The organism is Streptococcus sp. A69 (assembly GCF_058556195.1).
Genome location: NZ_JBZUJU010000001.1, coordinates 692,303 through 710,811 on the forward strand (window position 1 = coordinate 692,303; position 18,509 = coordinate 710,811).

Sequence of the window (18,509 nt, forward strand, 5' to 3'; positions counted from 1 at the left end):
ATTTCCCTCCTTGTCGTTTTCTTTTCATTATACCATTTTTTGATCAATTCCCAAAACAATTCTTATTTTTACTTGACAAGTTTTTTGTTTTATTGTATTATTTAATTAGAACAACAAAGATAAAGAAAGGAGACTATGATGTCCTGGTCATTTGATAATACAAAACCCATTTATTTACAGATTATGGAAAAAATTAAACTACAGATTGTCTCCCATAAACTGGAACCCAACCAACAGCTCCCTACCGTAAGAGAACTGGCGAGCGAGGCTGGTGTCAATCCCAATACCATTCAGCGCGCCTTGTCTGACCTTGAACGTGAAGGATTCGTTTATAGCAAGCGAACAACTGGTCGTTTTGTCACCGAGGATTTGGACCTCATCGTTCAGTCCCGCAAACAACTTTCCGAGGAGCAACTGCAACACTTCGTCTCTTGCATGCTTCAATTTGGCTACAAAAAAGAAGAACTGCCAAATGTATTAAGCGACTATATTAAAGGAGTTTAAGACTATGACACTACTAGCACTTGAAAATGTATCAAAATCATATGGAGCAACTGCGGCACTTGACAATATCTCACTAGAGATCTCAGCTGGAAAGATTGTTGGACTCCTTGGACCAAACGGATCCGGGAAAACAACACTGATCAAACTGATCAATGGCCTCCTTCAACCAAATAAAGGACGTGTCCTCATTAACGGACAGGATCCAAGTCCTGCTACCAAGGCGATCGTCTCTTATCTACCAGATACGACTTATCTCAATGAACAGATGAAGGTCAAGGAAGCCCTGACTTACTTTAAAACCTTCTATCAGGATTTCAATCTTGAACGCGCCCAACATCTGCTTGCAGACCTTGGCATTGATGAAAATAGTCGCTTAAAGAAATTATCAAAAGGAAATAAGGAAAAGGTGCAACTGATTTTGGTTATGAGCCGTGAAGCCCGCCTCTACGTTCTGGACGAACCAATTGGAGGTGTGGATCCAGCTGCTCGTGATTATATCCTCAATACCATCATCAACAACTACTCACCAACCTCTACGGTGCTGATTTCAACCCACTTGATTTCAGATATTGAGCCAATCTTGGATGAGATTATCTTCCTCAAAGACGGGAAAGTCGTTCGCCAAGGAAATGTTGATGATATTCGTTACGAGTCAGGTGAATCAATTGACCAGCTCTTCCGCCAGGAATTTAAAGCCTAAGCAAAGGAGATTATTATGTTTTGGAATCTAGTTCGTTATGAATTTAAGAATGTCAATAAATGGTATTTAGCGCTCTATGGAGCTGTGCTTGCAATTTCAGTTTTAATTGGAACTTTTCTTGGTAGTCTTAGCCAGAGTTACAATTCTAACAATGCTGTTTATTTCATCTTCTTTTTGGTACTAGTCTTTGGAGGACTCAGCGTCACTCTTTGGATTGCAACAATCTTTTTAATCATCCGAAGATTCAAGGGGAGTGTTTATGACCGCCAAGGGTATTTGACCCTGACCTTGCCTGTCTCTGAGCACCAAATCATCATCGCAAAACTTTTAGGTGGTCTTGTCTGGTCCATCTTAAGCTATATCGTCTTTATCTTGAGTGTACTGATTATCTTCTTCTTAACACCGATAGAAAAAGACTTCACTTACCTCTATAACTTCATTTCCCCTTACCTCAGCTACGGTTGGCTCTATGCCCTGTCTCTTCTAGCAGGTTCGATTACATGGATCTTGTCCATTTACCTCGCAATCTCAATCGGGCAACTCTTTAATGAGTATCGAACAGCTATGGGAATTCTAGCCTATATCGTCATTGCCATCGTCATTGGTTATGTTTCTCTCTTTTTCCGAATTGAAAATAACTTTAACATGATGATTGGTACAGAAATTCTGCGCGATCTCTTTCTATCAGTTATCTACTATCTCGGTACTTATTACATCTTGAAAAACAAGGTTAATTTGCAATAAAAAATGCCCAGCTAGAAAGCTGGGTTTTTCTTTAACTCAATATCAAACTGGCTACGATGGGGCTGACAAAGACGTAGAGAATACCAGTGACACCGATAGCCAAGCCACCCATGGCTCCTGCTACCGATCCGTATCGAAAGGCGGTTCCCGTTCCGACAGCATGACCTGTTCCTCCAAGAGAAAGTCCCACAGCCACTGGGTCATCGATCTTCAACCATTTCAAAAGGGTTGGTCCGATCACACTGGTCAAAATGCCAGTGGCCACTACGACGACCAAGGTCACAGTCGTCAAACCTTGCAATTTTTCTGTAATCCCCACTGCCATAGCGGTTGTCACTGACTTGGGAAAGAGAGAAATAGCTAGGAAAAAGTCCATGCCAAATATTTTCGCTACTATGGCAGTAAAGCAAGTATTGACAACTACTGCTAACAGACTACCAAAGAGAATACTGCGAGCATGGTGCTTCATCAAGTGAAAACTCTTATAAAGCGGAATCCCTAAAGCCACTGTTGACGGAACAATCAAATTGTTCAGATAAACCCCACCTTGGTAGTAATCTTGGTAAGAAATCCCCGTCAGCTTTAGAAAAATGATAATGAAAACAGCCGACAAAAGCAAGGGCGTTGTCAATGGATGGGGAAAACGTCTGTAAATCAGCATCCCCACTAGATAAGCAAGGATAGACAGGGCAAGCCCAAACAGGGGATTGGAAACAAATTCACTCATTTGGCATCTCCTTTCTCATAATCTCCCTCAAATCGTCTCTTAATGAACTGAACTACCACGGCTATGAGGATAATATTGATGACAGCTGCAAAAAAGACAATCAAAACGATGGGCAGGAGATAGGGAGCAATCACATCAAACTTCTCCATTATTCCCACTGCTGGTGGCAAAAAGAGAATAGTCATATTGGCCAGCAAGAAATTCCCCACCATGTTGACATGTCTGGTTCTCAGCCACTTGAACTGTAAGGCTAGAAAGAGAATAATCAAACCGATAATACTGCCTGGGATGGGCAGATGAAAGAAACTAGAAATTCCCTCTCCGATAAGAGAAATCACAAAGAGAATCATTAATTGAACATATAATTTCATCCTAAACTCCACGAAATAGACTTCTTGCATACCAGTTTACTCTTTTTTCAGAAAATTTCAAGGAAATATCGCAATTCTTCTCTCTTGCAAGGATTAGTTAAAAGTAGTATAATCATTGCATGCGCAATCATCTTGTGTTGTAGAGACAGTCAGTAATGACTTTGTGATTTTACTTTGAAAAGAAAGGAGAAAGCAATGAGCTATTTGGAAAAGTGGTTTGATTTCAATCGTCGTCAGAAAGAAATTGAAGGTCTCTTGGAAGAGACCATTGCCCAGCAGAGTGACCAAAGTCTGACCTTGAAAGAGTTTTACCTGCTCTACTATCTGGACCTAGCTGATGAAAAATCTTTACGACAGATTGACCTGCCAGATAAACTCCATCTCAGCCCGAGCGCTGTTTCTCGAATGGTGGCACGATTAGAAGAGAAAAACTGTGGCTTGCTTAGTCGCAGATGTTGCGATCAGGATAGACGAGCAAGTTTTATCTGTCTGACTGACGAGGGACAAACCACCCTAGCTTACCTGCAAAAAGCCGTCGAAGAAAGACTGGAAATGAATCTTTATTTCATTTCTTAATCAGATTTTTTAAAAAAGTTGCGTGCGCAATCATTTTTCTTGACATTCTTTTTTACAAGGAGTAAAATAAAGTCATCATTAAACAAAGGAGTTATAAAATGATTGAAATTACCTATCTAGATGCCAGCAAGAATGAAAGAACTGTTACCTTCGATTCTTATGAAGACTTTGATCGTTCACAACAGGCTTGCCTTATCGGTATCGCAGACTACTACCCTGTCCAAAAATTAACTTACAACGGTCATGATTTGGACTACCATGGGACTTACGGAGATATCTTCTTCTATCTCAAGAAACAAGATTTAAGCCAATATAACTAAAAAAGGAGAAATACAATGGCAAAAGCAATTACAGATGCAACATTTGAACAAGAAACAAAAGACGGTTTGGTTTTGGTAGATTTCTGGGCAACTTGGTGTGGTCCATGTCGTATGCAAGGTCCAATCTTGGACAAATTGTCTGAGGAACTTTCAGAAGATGTCTTGAAAATCGTTAAAATGGATGTTGATGAAAATCCAAACACGGCTCGTGCTTTTGGAATCATGTCTATCCCAACCCTTCTCTTCAAAAAAGACGGCCAAGTGGTGAAACAAGTTGCAGGTGTTCATACTGCAGAACAAATCAAGGCCATCGTTGCTGAATTGAGCTAATCACACTAGAGACCAAGTGCTTCATTTGGTCTCTTTTTTCTTGCCCTTTGCCATTTTTCAAAAAATATGCTAGACTGTAGGTAGAATATTACGATGTTTGGGACATGCCATCGCTAAAAAAAACCTCTACTTGGTATTTTTTAGCTCCCCTCAAGGGAGCTTTTTGCGTGCTCTGAACATTTCCCATTTTAGAAGGAGTACTATGAAACGTCATTCAGCCTTGGTCGTCTTTAGCGGCGGTCAAGATTCCACAACCTGCCTCTTTTGGGCCAAAAAACACTATGAAACAGTCGAAGCCGTCACCTTTGCCTACGGCCAACGCCATCATCTCGAAATCCAAGTTGCTAGAGAAATCGCTAAGGAACAAGGAATTCGTCATCATGTATTATTTATAGACTCATACCATACGTGGTGGAAACAAGGTAAATCTTATTTATGTAGGCTTGTTGACGTATTAAATATTGGCCTTGTGGATGAAGTAATAATAGGTAAAGAAGTACTACAAAGATGGCCGGAATTGTTGAGTGAAATAATTCAAGATACTCCTAATTGAAAATTATAATTCTGACTTTTCCATTGATTTTACATTTTAATTTAAAATAAAAAGAGATAAGAATTTGAACTGCATCCCAAAAGTTAGACAAAAAATCTAACTTTTGGGGTGTTTTTTTTGTTACACTATATTTTACAATTTATCCAAAAAAGGTAGAGTTTGAATTGAAATACAGTGCAATATATTGCATTTGGCAAAAAGAAAAAACGCTTGAAATCAGCGTTTTTCTTATGTATTGATTCGTATTGAATGCTTACTTCACTTCTGTAAAAATTAACTTATACTCTTACAAAGCTTATTCTGATAGACTTTATAAGCGTCTGCGGAAAAAAGGTAGAGAAAAAGGTAGAGATTCATACAGTGTCTAGATTTTCCAAAAATACTTTATTAAACTTAAAACCTGGTTTGACACGGTTTGATTTCAAGTAATCTATAAATAACTTTACATCAAAATTTAGCAGACTAGTACTGCTTTTTTATTTCAAAAAAATTGAATAAATTTGTTTGGAATAGGGAAATTTATTATTCCTATAAAGAGCCATCTAAATATTTACTTAGCTGAGAATTTATAAAACTGGTTGCTACACTTTTAATTACTTCCAAAGTCATAGGTAGAGCATTTTCTTTGATATTAGTCTTAGTCCTATTCCACATAGTGTTTTCTCTTATTTTATCTAGAAAATCATGCCCCTCCCAAGTCAAAGCACCGACACTAAAAAATAGATTCCATCATTAGCATACGTTGGTTTATAACTTTTTATTAATCCTGCTTCAAACAACAAGTCGCAATGATAGGCTATTGTCTCTATATCATATCCGTCAATTTGTAAATTAGACAACCCAGTTGATCTATATTCATCCTCAATTTTAAAAAGTATCAAACGATATAAATCCATATCTCTCTTCATCTTAATAATCTCTACACAGTAACATATATTCATAGTGTACAACTTATTAATAGAAGGGTCAAGTGGTAAATCAGTGGATTTTATCCAAATATATACAGTTCTTTTTTCCGAAAAAATTTATATTTTTCGGAAAGTTAATAAAACCTTTGAACTTGAACATAAATAATGACTCTATAAGAGGAGGTTTTTATATTTTTTATGATCAAAATCAGTTAGTTCAAAGAAGTTGATCGTTTCATTATTGTTTACCTAATTTGGACTATTAAGTTGTATAACATGATTAATCTGAGGATTAGTTGATTTTTAAAACGATGATTTTATGACATAGAGTAGCTAGATATGAATTAAGGATGACGGTTTTAAGTGGAAAAAGAAACGAGTATATTTCAGAGTGATGAGTTTGATGATTATTATAGAAGTGTATTAAATGGTGGTAAATATGTTAATCCCGATTGTAGGGAAGACATTGATACACCCTACTATAATTTTTTAGCAGAATAAAGAAGAAATTGAAATCCTATATTTCTTGATATAAAGCGACTCTAAAGGATTTAGTTTCACCTTAATTTGTCAGTGACCTTTAAAATTTTTTTAATCCATATACTTACTTCCTAAAATCATAGATCGTACCATTATTCTCAAAGTAAAAAAGACCCCAAAAGTTAGAAATAATCCAACTTTTGAGGCGTTAATCAATTAAGGCTCATTATTGATAACAGAGCCACCACTACTGAATGTATAAGAAACACCGTCTATAATTAGAGTTTTATTACTTGCAAATGCACCACCATCGTTAGGATCTGCATAATATCTACTTCCGTTAAACTCAAGCCAACCCGTTTTCATCTCAAAAGTAACTGGGTCGAAATAATATTGTTTTCCATCTAATAATATCCACCGACCTACAAATGCCTTACCAAATTCGTCAAAGCAATACGTTTTCCCATCTATCGTTTGCCAACCTGACAATCGTTCTCCACTTTCTGGGTCGTAATAATACCATATTGATTTACCATTTGAATCTTCTAATAACACCCAACCCGTTTTCATATCACAATTAACTGGGTCAAAATAATAAAATTTTCCGTCTATTTTGTGTGAGCCTTTAAGTGCAGAATATTTAAAGTAATACCATTTCCCATCTATATTTTTCCAACCTTCTGGTAGTGCTCCGCTGACAGGATCGAAATAATACCAACTTGGATCAGGAGTTTCTAATAACATCCAACCCGTTTTCATCTCGTAAGTAACTGAGTCAAAATAATATTGTTTTCCACCTATATTATGCATACCCCCGCGTAGACCATCTGAATAAAGGTAATACCATTTCCCATCTACATTTTGCCAGCCTGTTTTTAAATCACCATTCACTGGATCGTAATAACTCCATTGTTTTACTAGTTTGCCTCCACTAGTATACTCATCTAATTGCCAGCCAGTTACCATATATCCTCTGTTATCAAACCTATACCATTTTCCGTCAATTTCAGTTCGAGCACCTCTGATATAATACGAACCATTAGGGTATGTATACCACCAACCAATATTATCTCTATGCCAATCAGCCTTTACTTGAGACATTGGAATTAAAAGCGATATCACAATCGCACTAGCAAGCAATAGCTTATTTTTTTTCATTTTCTTTCCCTCCTTGCGCAATCTTTATATCCGCTTTCATTGTACCATGTTTATCACTATTAATCAACTGATGTCAAGATATAGGAAGCTCACTATCAATGAATTCAAGAAATAACTTAAAATTAATAAAAGAGGCACTTAGGTCTCTTTTTTCTTGCCCTTTGCCATTTTTCAAAAAATATGCTAGACTGTAGGTAGAATATTACGATGTTTGGGACATGCCATCGCTAAAAAAAACCTCTACTTGGTATTTTTTAGCTCCCCTAAAGGGAGCTTTTTGCGTGCTCTGAACATTTCCCATTTTGGAAGGAGTACTATGAAACGTCAATCAGCCTTGGTCGTCTTTAGTGGCGGTCAAGATTCCACAACCTGCCTCTTTTGGGCTAAAGAACACTATGAAACAGTCGAAGCTGTCACCTTTGCCTACGGTCAACGCCATCATCTCGAAATCCAAGTTGCTAGAGAAATCGCTAAGGAACAGGGTATTCGTCATCACATCCTAGATATGTCTCTGCTGGGACAAATCACTGAAAATGCCCTGACCTCTGATATGGAAATCGAGCAAAAAGAGGGAGAGGTTCCCAATACCTTTGTTGATGGTCGCAACCACCTCTTTTTGTCCTTTGCGGCGGTTCTTGCCAAGCAACGTGGTATTAAAGACATCGTGACAGGTGTTTGCGAGACAGACTTCTCAGGCTACCCTGACTGCCGTGATGTCTTTGTCAAATCTCTCAATGTCACCCTCAACCTTGCCATGGATTACGACTTCGTTATCCAAACACCTCTCATGTGGCTAGACAAGGCTGAAACTTGGGAATTAGCCGACCAACTCGGTGCCTTTGACTATGTTCGTGAAAAGACCTTGACCTGCTACAACGGAATTATCGGAAGTGGCTGTGGAGATTGCCCAGCCTGCCACCTACGTCAGCATGGTTTAGATGTTTATCTTTCACAGAAAGGAGAGGGCTAATGTTTTTCGCACCTAAAGAAATCAAACAGGAAACTGGGGAGTCTCTCGTCTACAATCCTCACAGAACCTTAGTTTCAAAAGAATTCACTTTCGACGCTGCCCACCACCTCTTTCACTATGAAGGAAAATGCAAATCCCTGCACGGACACACTTATCGTCTGCAGATTGCTATTAGTGGATTTTTAGATGAACGTGGCATGACCTACGATTTTGGAGACATCAAAGCTATCTACAAGGACTACTTAGAGCCCCATTTGGATCATCGCTATCTCAATGAAACCCTGCCTTATATGAACACGACTGCTGAAAATATGGTTTACTGGATTTTCCAAACTATGAGTCAAGAGTTGCCAGACGAGCGCGGTCTCCGTTTGGAATACGTTCGCCTCTATGAGACTCCGACCGCCTTTGCAGAGTTTAGACGGGAGTGGTTAGATGACTAGGGAACGTGTCCTCAAACTACCAGTTCTGGAAATTTTTGGTCCAACCTTTCAAGGTGAAGGCCGTGCTATTGGGCAGAAAACCATGTTTGTCCGCACTGCAGGTTGCGACTACCACTGCGACTGGTGCGACTCTGCCTTTACTTGGGATGGTTCTGAAAAACCAACTCGTATGACAGCTGACGAGGTCATTGCTGCCTTGGATAAATTGGGGACCTACGACTATGTAACTCTATCTGGGGGAAATCCTGCTATCCTAGCAGCCAACATGGCCGAGCTGGTCACCAAACTCAAGGAACGTGGTGTCACTCTGGCTGTTGAGACCCAAGGCTCCCGCTGGCAAAATTGGTTAAAAGATATCGACCAAGTCACTCTGAGTCCCAAACCTCCTTCATCCAAGATGGAAGTCAACTTCGAAACCTTAGACTTTATCGTTTCCCAACTAGATCCAGACAAGGTCACCTTTAAAATCCCTGTCTTTGATGATGCCGATTTAGCCTTTGCCAAAGGGATCCAAGAACGTTACCAGCCAGATGTCCTCTTCTTATCAGCAGGAAATCCTGAGCCCAAGGCTACGGGTAATATTGTCCAAGACCAACTAGATCGCCTCAAAGAACTCTGGAAACGTGTCGCTGCTGACGATAGCTGGGGCAATGTCCGCGTCCTTCCTCAACTCCATACCCTCCTCTACGATAACCAACGTGGTGTTTAAAATTAGAAAGAAAAAATCATGTCACAACAAGAAGAAATGAAAAACCTAAGCCTACTGGGCAACAAAGAAACTACCTACATTTTTGACTATCAACCAGAAGTCCTCGAATCCTTTGACAATCGTCATGTGGAAAATGACTATTTCATCAAATTCAACTGTCCTGAATTTACTTCCCTGTGCCCAATCACCGCTCAGCCAGACTTTGCGACCATTTATATTTCCTACATTCCTGACAAGCTCTGCGTCGAGTCAAAATCCCTCAAACTCTATCTCTTTAGCTATCGAAATCATGGGGATTTTCACGAAAACTGTATCAACACTATCGGGAAAGACTTGGTTAACTTGCTCGACCCTCGCTATTTAGAAGTCTGGGGAAAATTCACTCCGCGCGGGGGCATTTCAATCGACCCTTACTACAATTACGGTAGACCTGGAACCAAGTATGAAGGATTGGCAGAACAACGCCTCTTTCAACACGACCTTTATCCAGAGAAAATTGACAACCGCTAAACAGATACGAAAAAGCCCTGTTCCTCAAACTGAGGAGCAAGGCTTTTTGAATTTCAATTATTCTTCTGTTCCAAGGAAGTTTTTCGCAACAAGGGCTGCAAGAATACCACCAACGATTGGGGCAAGGATGAAAATCCATACTTGTTGAAGGGCTGCGCCACCTACCAAGACAGCAGGAGCCAAGCTACGAGCTGGGTTTACTGAAAGTCCAGTGATGTTCAATCCCACAAGGATCAAGGCTGTCAATGACAAACCGATTACCAAACCAGCGATTGCGCCATTACCTTTGCTTGCTGAAGTGACAGTCATAATAACTAGGACAAACAAGAAAGTTGCGATGACTTCAAACAAGAATCCACCAAAGACAGTGACACCGTTTGCCAAGGCATTTTCACCAAGACTAGCAGTTGACATGCCTGAGTTAGACAAGAGGAAGAATACTGCAGCTGACGCAAGGAAAGCTCCAACTACTTGTCCAAGTATGTAGTTTACAAGCTCAGAAGATGACAAACGTTTGTTTACAAACATAGCGATCGAAACCGCTGGGTTCAAGTGAGCACCTGAAATCGTCCCAATTGAGTAAGCTGCAACTACGATTGCCAAACCAAAAGCAAGAGCAATCCCAAGGTGCCCAACACCTTCAACACCATTCCCAAAAACAACAGCTCCTGTTCCGATGAACACAAGCATAAATGTACCGATTAATTCAGCAACAAATTTTTTCATGATAAGTCTCCTTTTTTCAAACTAAGTATTAGTCTATCAAAAGAAGCAAAGGGTTTCAAGAAAATTGACTGGAAAGTTATTTAAAAATCATGAAACGACTCGCTTGGACTTAGTATTGAAAGGATTGAATCGCTTCTTTCAAGGCATCTTGTAAACTATTTTTCTGATCAAGTTGGATATACACTTCCAACAGACTGGATCTGAAATTGGAAAATTTATAAAAATCTTCCCTCTCTTCTATTGGAAAATCAACCGTTTTTATCCAAGAAGCTACTTGTTCTTGCCCTAATTTCACTTGCAAAATGGGTTCATAAAGTACTCTCGCTAACCGCCAATCCTCATCATTTGTAAAACGAATGGTAATTCTTTTAAATAGTTGACCCAGTACATCAAATGCTTCAGAAACTCTGTTACTAGGAGAATCTGGATGACAAACGACTTCAGTCAAGAGATCCGCTCCATGTGCAAAAGCGTGAACCCAACCATACTGACTTGAAAAACCTGTCGTATCCTTTTCTTTTTTAAGGTAATACAAACCTTGAGATAGCATAGCATTTCTTATATCAGTTTTTAAACCTTTATAGAAAAGAGAGTGTTCGTTACCATCTGCAGACAAAAGATTGGCATAAATAAGCGCCCTAAAAGAACGTTTAAGAGTCGAAACTCCTCTACTATCAATCTCTTTGTATAGACCTTCATCAGAGGAGACCTCTTCTGAGATAAACTGAAACTGCTCAAGGGAAAACAACTCTTCTTGAATCCCCCTAGCCAAACTCGTAAAAACAAGTTCATCTCGAATTTCTGGAGAGGGATCTCCCAAGTGCTCAAGCAGCCACTGAATTTCTTCTCGACTATAGCTTGGTTTTTCTTCTATCACTTTTCTTTGTAATTCTTGACGCATCTCTAGCACCTCTACATTTCTAGTAACTTATCAAAAAGTCATCCGAAGATGACTTTCTTTCTTATTCTGTTTTTGATGGACGTTTTCCTGCAGCAATTGCATCTGCCTCTGTCATCTCAACAACGTTGGCTTTATTCGTTTTTGAAGGCATTCTATCCTTACTATACCAATAAACTTTTGATTTCCCATGGTCTGCAACATAGACAATTCTATCTTGCTGTTGTGCTTTGGTTTCAGCTTCACGCGCAGCTCTTTTTTCTTCTTCTTTTTGAGAAATTAACGACTCAACTGCACCTATTCTATCAAGCAACTCTGTCTTTTTATCATTATTTTCAATCTGATTAACTGTTTCTTTAGCAGACTTCACTTGACTCGCATCTTGACTGTCTTCTAATTGTTTGACTAAGGTTTCACCTTTTTCTTGCAACTCCTTTGCAGCTTTTTCTTTGGCAATTCTCTCTTCTTCTGCTTTTTCTTTAGCTTTTTTCTCTTCTTCGATTCGTTTTGCTTCCTCTATACTAGATGAAGTATCCGTGGTTGAAGCTGTCGAAGTAGTAGATGTCGCAGTCTGCTTAGTTTCTGATTGAGAAGATGAAGTTTTCTTTGTGACTGTCGGAGTTTGAATAGCAACTGCAACAAAACTGACAATGAAAATCCCAATCATTAGATTTCTTTTTCGAATATCTGGTGCTTTCTTTACAAAATACCAAATACCAACTCCGCTCAAAACAAGATAGAGAGTAGGCAAAGCAATCAATAAAATGATTCCCAACAAAACTAGACCAATTTTGATAAAATGCATTCTTTGGGGATCCTGCTCCAGCCATTTTTTAATTCTGTTCATATCCTTATCCTAAATCCCCTTACTCGCCCAACTCAGCACTGTAGGCAATAATCTGATCAACTGTGTCAGACAAGAACTGAATCGTATCACGGAGTGGTTTATCCGTTGAGATATCGGCTCCGATAATCATGGCTGATTCAAGCGGTGTCTTGCTGCCACCTGATTTGAGGAGATTGAGCCAATCTTCAGCTCCAGTTTCTGAATGTTTCAGATGAAGGTAACCCGCAGTCGAGATGACTAGTCCAGCTGAGTAGGTGTAACTATACAAGCCCATGTAATAGTGAGCTTGGCGCATCCAAGTCAGAGCTGCATCATCATCAATCTCAATAGCATCTCCCCAGAAATTCGTCAAGACTTCCTTCATGATGCTGTTGAGCTTGCTTGCTCCAAAGGTTTCCCCTTCTTCAACCAGAGTATACACCTTGCGCTGGAAGGCCGCCTCCAAGAGATGGGTAATAAAGTTATGGAAGTAGGTATCTGTTAAGCGATGGGCAAGGGCGAAGCGTTTTTGACGTGGATCATCAGACTGGTTTTCTAAGTAATCACTGAGAAGCAATTCATTGAAGGTTGATGGCGCTTCGACATAGTAAGTAGACATGTGGGCATTGAAGTAACTTTGGTGATTATCTGAAAAGATGAATTGACCAGAATGCCCGATTTCATGAATCAAGGTATAAACATCGCTCAAACGACCAGTCCAGCTCATGAGGACATAAGGGTGCACGCGATATGGATCCGCCGCATAACCACCAGAATCCTTGCCACTATTAGCAGCGAAGTCCACCCAGCGTTCTTCTTGATAGCGCGCAACTTCCTGACAATATTCTTGTCCCAAAGGTTCTACTGACTTCATGACCAAATCATAGGCGTCATCAATAGTCACTTCAGGATTCAGGGCGCTGTCCAAGTCCAATTTCCAGTCTGCAAAGGTCATCTTTTCAAGACCATTGACCTTGGCAACATGCTTGAGGTATCTCTGAGCAACTGGCGCAAAATCCTTCATGATGAGGTCAATCTGGCGGTCAAACATGGCACGGTCCACTTCTTGCTCAGCTAGGAGATAATCAAAGACTGAGTCGTAGCCCTTCATATCTGCCAAGAGTTTTTCAGACTTGACTTGGGCTAAATAGGCTGCAGCTGCCGTATTTTGGTGCTTACGAAGTCCTTCTGAGAAGGAACGGAAGGATTTCTCACGAACTTCAGCGTCCTCGTGGTTTTGGTAGAAATTCTCATAGGTTACAAAGCTGTTTTTGTAGGTCTTGCCATGGGCTTCAAAGTCAGCCATTTCAAAGTCCCCAGCTCGCATTTTGGTGTAAATATCCTGAGGACTGTAGAAAACTTCACCTAGATTGGTCAAGGCCTTCTCCACATCAGCCCCTAGGTAGTGGGCTTTTTTGATTTTGGCCTGACGAATGGCTGCCGTCAAGTGAGGCAATTTACCCAAACGGTCCAAGACCTCCTCGTCTGCTGCCACCAAGGCATCGTCAAAGAAGGTCAAGGCTACGCTGGCATCTGTTTCAAATTCCATCCCAGCCTGGGCGATATTAGCAAAATCTTCATTGCTATAGTCTGTCGTCTGAGGCATAAAGGCATAATTGCCAATATGACTCATCTGGATATAGATTTGCTCCAATTCCGCAAAGGCCTTCTCAAAATCCTCAAAAGTGTGAAGCTTGCCCTTGTAGTCACGGCTAAATTGATTGATGTCTTCGCGCGTTTTCTCGATTGCACGCAAGAAATCCTCACGGTCTTGGTAAAGAGCTGTTAAATCCCAAAGTTCCTTCTCTGGGAATTCTGAACGGTGTTTTTGTTCCATATTTTTCCTCTTATTTTTCTAATTCTAATAATACACTAAGGGCTGATAAAGCATACAGTGGGGCTGTTTCTGCTCGCAAGATTCGAGGACCAAGGCCTGCAAGAACAGCTCCTTTAGATTCAAAACTTTCAATTTCTGCTGGTGAGAGACCGCCTTCTGGGCCAAAGATAAAGAGCAATTTGTCTCCTTTTTCAAGACCAGTGACTGCTTGTAAGAGAGCAGCGGCTTCTCCCTCTTTTGCTGATTCTTCATAGGCCACTACGATAGAGTCAAACTGGTCAAACTGAGCTAGAAAATCTGCTTTTTTCTCGAAAAGTTGGATACTTGGGACCAGATTCCGCTTGCTTTGTTCTGCTGCTCCAAGGGCAATTTTTTCTAGTTTTTCGGCTTTCTTGCCCAATTTCTTACCATCCCACTTGGCAACTGACCAGTCGGCAGGGAAGGCCCAGATTTGACTAGCTCCGAGCTCGGTTACTTTCTGAGTAATAAACTCCAGCTTGTCTCCCTTGGGAAAGCCAGATGCGATGGTCACTTGGATTGTCAGTTCCATATTGTCAGCTAATTCTTCAACCAATTCAAACTGACGTGCTTCCACATCAAGCACGCGCGCCAAGCGCTTGACGCCATCATCAAAGACCAAGGTCACCTCATCATCTTCTTTCAAGCGCATGACCTGAAACATATGCTTGCTGGTTTCCTTGTCCTCAATAGTGACAGGAGAGATTGCACTGCCTTTGACAAAATACTGCTGCATGCTAGCCTCCAATCACACCTGAAATATCCTTGGTTTTCTTAAAGACACAGGCATTCCATTCCCCTTGAATCATGTGGGTTTCAAGGAAAAATCCAGCTGACTCAGCCGACTCGCGCACCATGTCCCACTTGTCCTTGATAATCCCACTCATGATCAGGTAGCCTTCGCCCTTGACCAAACGATAAGCATCCTCTGTCAGATGGATGAGAATATCCGCCAAGATATTGGCCACAATGACATCTGCCTCAATCTCAACTCCCTTAAGCAAATCTCCTGCCGCTACATGGATGTTTTCCATACCAGGGTTGAGCTCAATATTTTCCTGAGCAACACGAACCGCCACATCATCCAGGTCATAGGCGAAGATTTCTTTGGCACCAAGAAGCGAGCTAGCAATAGAAAGGACACCTGATCCAGTCCCCACATCTAGCACCGTTTCGCCACCACGAAGAACCTGCTCCAAGGCAAAGAGGCTCATCTTGGTCGTTGGATGAGTACCCGTACCAAAGGCCATACCAGGATCCAGCTTGATAATCTTTTCTCCCGCAGTCGCCTCATAGTCCGTCCAAGACGGCACTATGGTCAAGTCATGAGTAATGCGAGCTGGTTCATAATATTTCTTCCAGTTGTCTGCCCAGTCTTCCTCAGCCAAGTCAGTCGTGCCCATCTTGACATCTCCTAGATCCATAAAGTCTGTCAATTCTGCCAGACGAGCCTGCAAGTCCGCCTCAACCACAGCTACATCAACCGTATCAGGATAGTAGGCGGTCACTACGATTTCTTCTTGTTGCTCAACCTCTGGGAAAATCTCACCGAAGCGATCCACATTCCCCACATAGTCCATACTGTCTTCGATCGCAACACCTTGCGCCCCCAGCTCAATCAAGAGATTGGAGACCAGCTCCTCCCCCTCACGCTTCACTGTAACTTTTAACTCTTGCCATTTGTCCATGTATTATTCCTCTATATACTCAGCCAACAATCAATATTTTCCTTTAATTTTTCTCGCCAGTTGTCATTGGCAAATTCCATTAAATAACATTTTTCGAGTTCTTTGAGTTCTTCCTCAAGATTCCCCTTTTCTTCTTCTATTCTAAGTTTTTTTTTCCTTAATTTCCTCTTGCTTTTCTCCTGCAGTACTTTTAATTCCTTTCTCTCTATTCATTATATCTCTAATATATTTTGCAATTCTATTTTCTTTGTTTTCTTTTTCTTTTTTGAATTGCTTTAAGTCTTCACTCATTTCGACAAAATCTGCAATATGTCTTTCAACATATAGTGGATTTAATCGATAAAGCAATGAAATTACAATTTTAGCTGTATTTTGCTTTTCTTGTATAGAAAAATAATCAACTCTATTATGTTCTGTTTTCTTAGAATTGTCACTTTGATGACTCTCAGAATTTAATAACAATCTATATAAGAAATTATCAAACAGTCCTTTTTCTTCCTGTGTAGATAACTCATTCTTAATTTCTACTGAAGTTGATAGTTCCTCCATACCCATACAATAATTAAAAGTTGAATATCCTTCCAATACCTTTCGCATCACATTTCCAATGTAAAATTGCAACTCTTTTTTATATCCTAAAGCAAATAGATATATATCAGTTATATGCTTAGAGTAGAAATTATTTTCCGAATTAATTTGCATCAAACCATTTTCATGTGACAATTCATATCGTTTGATGTTTAATTCTAAGTCGCTAAATAATTTATTAAAATGGTAATAAACCTCTTCATCATGGGTAAAAATAAGACAAGTAAAGTTATTTATTTGTTTCGATAGAATCTTAATCTGTTCTCTTAAAAAAGAGTATATACCTATTTTATTTTCAAAATCTGTACTTGCAATAGGGTCATCTAAAACAATTAAAACCTTTTGTGTTACCTGATTCACTTCGATTTCATATAGAATACGTGAAAAAAAGTAAATGAGATTGACAATGTTCTGTTCAGCTGTAGATAGCTGATTTAAATTGTCTAATTTTTTACCTCTAGACTTTACTTCATACAATTTATCTCTACTCTTTGTAAACTCTAATCTATCTTTTGAATAAAAAATCCTAGCTGCATAATAGTTGATTTTATCAAGAAATCCCTCTGTTGGTTTACGTGCTGATTCAACAATTTTATTCAATTCAGTGTAGGATTCTTGCAACCTTTTTTCAAAAGAATTCACCTTTTCCTCTAATTCAAAAAAACCAGGAAATTTACTCAATAACTTAATTGTCTCAATTTCTCTCTCAGTACGCATACTATCGAACAAATTCCTTTGGTATTTATACTTTCCATCACTTTTTCGATATTGTGCCTTCAAATTTCTATACAAATCAGAGTTAACCAATTCTTTCAAAAAGCCTAACTCTCCTTTTTCAACAAATGTTTCTTTGCGTTTTGAGTCAAACTTAGCACTAGTTATTCCAAAATCATACAATCTCCTAGCAATGGTAGCCTCTGGATTACTGTTACTTCCTCCAAATCGTGCTAGCTGTCTTGCTAAAAGTTCTATTTCCTTATTAGTGTTTTCTATATCTTCTTTTACATCATTAATATCATTAGTTGCATAAATTAGTGGATTTTCAACATTAAAATTAACAAAAAAGTCATATCCAAAAACATAAATATATTCTTTTTCGTTAATGTCAACTGGATTGGTATCATTAAAAAAAATACTATACTTTTCGTCTTCCCTTGATTCCTTATCACGATTCTCATAAATTTCTCTAGCAATTGTTGTCTTTCCAGTTCCATTTCTAGCAAATATAAGATTATGACAGTCCTCAATAGGCAGCTCAATCATTTTATTATTAAATGGTAAATAATCTTTTTTGATTTTTATTTTATTAAAATTCATTGACGTCACCTTTTTCTAGACTCCTAGTATCTCGGATAAGGATAAAACTCTCCTTCTTCCAAGCCGACTTTCCCCTCTTCAAAGACTTCTTGATTCCATTCCATGACGAACTCTTCTGCTTCTGGGTCTTCCAAAAAGTCCATGAGCGCATCTAAGCCAATCTCAGCTGTATCCTTAAGAAACAGTGAAAAATAGTTTAAAAATTCACGAGAGAAGCCTTTCTTTGGTAAGTAAGGAATGACAGTCAGATAATCGTCTGCATTAACTGTTGACTTAGCAGGATTGTAAAAAAGCACTGCTTCTTCAAAGAGAATATCATCCGAAGAAACCTCTCCGTCTTCATCCACCATCTCCACACCTGTAGCGTTTTGCGCTTCCAAGAGAAAACTCACTTCAACCGCGTGGTTGCGCTTGTCCCAGCTAATCTCATAGTCAAAAGGAAAGTTCTTGTCCAATTCTTCCTCTAAAACATCTAAAAATCCGTATGTTGCCATTTTGTCCTCTTTCTATGCGACTCTTTAATCGCCCCGATTGCTCGGAAATATGCTAAAATAGATACTACCATCTTACCACATATACATCAGAAAATCCATGTTAGAAAGGACTGC

General features: G+C 39.4%; 24 protein-coding genes. 11 read left to right on the forward strand and 13 right to left on the reverse strand.

All coding sequences use genetic code 11. The annotated features are described in order from the left end of the window. Nucleotides 1-138: 138 nt before the first annotated feature. The 3 genes from AC4ME5_RS03530 to AC4ME5_RS03540 are packed head-to-tail and all read left to right on the forward strand — an operon-like array spanning nt 139 to nt 1,948. A complete protein-coding gene (locus AC4ME5_RS03530; RefSeq protein WP_000119124.1) occupies nt 139-504 on the forward strand; it encodes a GntR family transcriptional regulator in 366 nt (121 codons plus the stop codon). Nucleotides 505-508: 4 nt separating this feature from the next. Further along, nucleotides 509-1,204: an ABC transporter ATP-binding protein gene (locus AC4ME5_RS03535; protein WP_033584369.1), complete on the forward strand. Its 696-nt coding sequence runs from the start codon at nt 509-511 to the stop codon at nt 1,202-1,204. Between the two features lie 15 nt (nt 1,205-1,219). Further along, the gene (locus AC4ME5_RS03540) at nt 1,220-1,948 is read left to right on the forward strand and encodes a hypothetical protein (protein ID WP_247917589.1); all 729 of its coding nucleotides are present in this window, start codon (nt 1,220-1,222) and stop codon (nt 1,946-1,948) included. 31 nt (nt 1,949-1,979) lie between these two features. On the opposite strand, the gene AC4ME5_RS03545 is transcribed toward AC4ME5_RS03540, so the two are convergent. Beyond that, nucleotides 1,980-2,675: an LrgB family protein gene (locus AC4ME5_RS03545; RefSeq protein ID WP_001288947.1), complete on the reverse strand. Its 696-nt coding sequence runs from the start codon at nt 2,673-2,675 to the stop codon at nt 1,980-1,982. After that, nucleotides 2,672-3,046, reverse strand: a complete 375-nt coding sequence (locus AC4ME5_RS03550) for a CidA/LrgA family protein (protein ID WP_000781327.1) — start codon at nt 3,044-3,046, stop codon at nt 2,672-2,674. Before AC4ME5_RS03550 ends, AC4ME5_RS03545 begins: the two co-directional genes overlap by 4 nt. Nucleotides 3,047-3,241: 195 nt before the next feature. Between AC4ME5_RS03550 and AC4ME5_RS03555 the strand changes: the two genes are divergently transcribed. The 4 genes from AC4ME5_RS03555 to AC4ME5_RS03570 all read left to right on the forward strand — a co-directional run bounded on the left by AC4ME5_RS03555 (nt 3,242) and on the right by AC4ME5_RS03570 (nt 4,825). Then, nucleotides 3,242-3,622 carry a MarR family winged helix-turn-helix transcriptional regulator gene (locus AC4ME5_RS03555; RefSeq protein ID WP_491799971.1) on the forward strand — a complete coding sequence of 127 codons (381 nt, stop codon included), beginning with the start codon at nt 3,242-3,244 and terminating at the stop codon, nt 3,620-3,622. A gap of 98 nt (nt 3,623-3,720) precedes the next feature. After that, nucleotides 3,721-3,942, forward strand: a complete 222-nt coding sequence (locus AC4ME5_RS03560) for a DUF4649 family protein (RefSeq protein WP_007521148.1) — start codon at nt 3,721-3,723, stop codon at nt 3,940-3,942. A gap of 15 nt (nt 3,943-3,957) precedes the next feature. Then, complete coding sequence (gene trxA, locus AC4ME5_RS03565) at nt 3,958-4,272, forward strand: thioredoxin (protein ID WP_001029581.1); 315 nt, start codon at nt 3,958-3,960, stop codon at nt 4,270-4,272. A gap of 202 nt (nt 4,273-4,474) precedes the next feature. Next, nucleotides 4,475-4,825 carry a DUF7687 domain-containing protein gene (locus AC4ME5_RS03570; protein WP_007521147.1) on the forward strand — a complete coding sequence of 117 codons (351 nt, stop codon included), beginning with the start codon at nt 4,475-4,477 and terminating at the stop codon, nt 4,823-4,825. A gap of 528 nt (nt 4,826-5,353) precedes the next feature. On the opposite strand, the gene AC4ME5_RS03575 is transcribed toward AC4ME5_RS03570, so the two are convergent. The 3 genes from AC4ME5_RS03575 to AC4ME5_RS03585 all read right to left on the reverse strand — a co-directional run bounded on the left by AC4ME5_RS03575 (nt 5,354) and on the right by AC4ME5_RS03585 (nt 7,371). Then, the gene (locus tag AC4ME5_RS03575) at nt 5,354-5,527 is read right to left on the reverse strand and encodes a DUF2513 domain-containing protein (protein ID WP_080619118.1); all 174 of its coding nucleotides are present in this window, start codon (nt 5,525-5,527) and stop codon (nt 5,354-5,356) included. Beyond that, nucleotides 5,524-5,766 carry a DUF2513 domain-containing protein gene (locus tag AC4ME5_RS03580; RefSeq protein ID WP_080619117.1) on the reverse strand — a complete coding sequence of 81 codons (243 nt, stop codon included), beginning with the start codon at nt 5,764-5,766 and terminating at the stop codon, nt 5,524-5,526. The genes AC4ME5_RS03575 and AC4ME5_RS03580 overlap by 4 nt, the downstream gene beginning before the upstream one ends. Nucleotides 5,767-6,429: 663 nt before the next feature. Further along, nucleotides 6,430-7,371, reverse strand: coding sequence for a cell wall-binding protein (locus AC4ME5_RS03585; protein ID WP_007521142.1), 942 nt, complete (start codon nt 7,369-7,371; stop codon nt 6,430-6,432). 316 nt (nt 7,372-7,687) lie between these two features. On the opposite strand from AC4ME5_RS03585, the gene queC reads away from it, so the two are divergent. Genes queC through queF form a run of 4 tightly spaced genes read left to right on the forward strand, consistent with a single transcriptional unit; the run spans nt 7,688 to nt 10,003 of the window. After that, a complete protein-coding gene (queC, locus tag AC4ME5_RS03590; protein WP_000828773.1) occupies nt 7,688-8,341 on the forward strand; it encodes a 7-cyano-7-deazaguanine synthase QueC in 654 nt (217 codons plus the stop codon). Continuing rightward, nucleotides 8,341-8,784: a 6-carboxytetrahydropterin synthase QueD gene (gene queD, locus AC4ME5_RS03595; protein WP_007521140.1), complete on the forward strand. Its 444-nt coding sequence runs from the start codon at nt 8,341-8,343 to the stop codon at nt 8,782-8,784. Before queC ends, queD begins: the two co-directional genes overlap by 1 nt. Then, complete coding sequence (queE, locus tag AC4ME5_RS03600; RefSeq protein WP_491799976.1) at nt 8,777-9,493, forward strand: 7-carboxy-7-deazaguanine synthase QueE; 717 nt, start codon at nt 8,777-8,779, stop codon at nt 9,491-9,493. The genes queD and queE overlap by 8 nt, the downstream gene beginning before the upstream one ends. An 18-nt stretch (nt 9,494-9,511) precedes the next feature. After that, complete coding sequence (gene queF / locus AC4ME5_RS03605) at nt 9,512-10,003, forward strand: preQ(1) synthase (RefSeq protein ID WP_000082591.1); 492 nt, start codon at nt 9,512-9,514, stop codon at nt 10,001-10,003. Between the two features lie 57 nt (nt 10,004-10,060). On the opposite strand, the gene AC4ME5_RS03610 is transcribed toward queF, so the two are convergent. From AC4ME5_RS03610 to AC4ME5_RS03645, 8 genes are all read right to left on the reverse strand, one after another. After that, a complete protein-coding gene (locus AC4ME5_RS03610; protein ID WP_096422628.1) occupies nt 10,061-10,729 on the reverse strand; it encodes an MIP/aquaporin family protein in 669 nt (222 codons plus the stop codon). Between the two features lie 109 nt (nt 10,730-10,838). Then, nucleotides 10,839-11,630, reverse strand: coding sequence for a DUF2785 domain-containing protein (locus AC4ME5_RS03615; RefSeq protein ID WP_491799979.1), 792 nt, complete (start codon nt 11,628-11,630; stop codon nt 10,839-10,841). Nucleotides 11,631-11,691: 61 nt separating this feature from the next. Then, a complete protein-coding gene (locus tag AC4ME5_RS03620; RefSeq protein WP_268704001.1) occupies nt 11,692-12,474 on the reverse strand; it encodes a deoxyribonuclease in 783 nt (260 codons plus the stop codon). A gap of 19 nt (nt 12,475-12,493) precedes the next feature. Further along, the gene (gene pepF, locus AC4ME5_RS03625; RefSeq protein WP_491799981.1) at nt 12,494-14,290 is read right to left on the reverse strand and encodes an oligoendopeptidase F; all 1,797 of its coding nucleotides are present in this window, start codon (nt 14,288-14,290) and stop codon (nt 12,494-12,496) included. Nucleotides 14,291-14,300: 10 nt separating this feature from the next. Continuing rightward, nucleotides 14,301-15,044, reverse strand: a complete 744-nt coding sequence (locus tag AC4ME5_RS03630; protein WP_491799983.1) for a 16S rRNA (uracil(1498)-N(3))-methyltransferase — start codon at nt 15,042-15,044, stop codon at nt 14,301-14,303. A 1-nt stretch (nt 15,045) separates the two neighbouring features. Then, on the reverse strand, nt 15,046-15,996 hold the full coding sequence (gene prmA / locus AC4ME5_RS03635; protein ID WP_491799985.1) for a 50S ribosomal protein L11 methyltransferase: 951 nt from the start codon (nt 15,994-15,996) through the stop codon (nt 15,046-15,048). Nucleotides 15,997-16,137: 141 nt separating this feature from the next. Further along, nucleotides 16,138-17,901, reverse strand: coding sequence for an AAA family ATPase (locus AC4ME5_RS03640; protein ID WP_491799987.1), 1,764 nt, complete (start codon nt 17,899-17,901; stop codon nt 16,138-16,140). A gap of 23 nt (nt 17,902-17,924) precedes the next feature. Next, complete coding sequence (locus tag AC4ME5_RS03645; RefSeq protein ID WP_000257116.1) at nt 17,925-18,395, reverse strand: DUF3013 family protein; 471 nt, start codon at nt 18,393-18,395, stop codon at nt 17,925-17,927. Between the last annotated feature and the right edge of the window lie 114 nt (nt 18,396-18,509).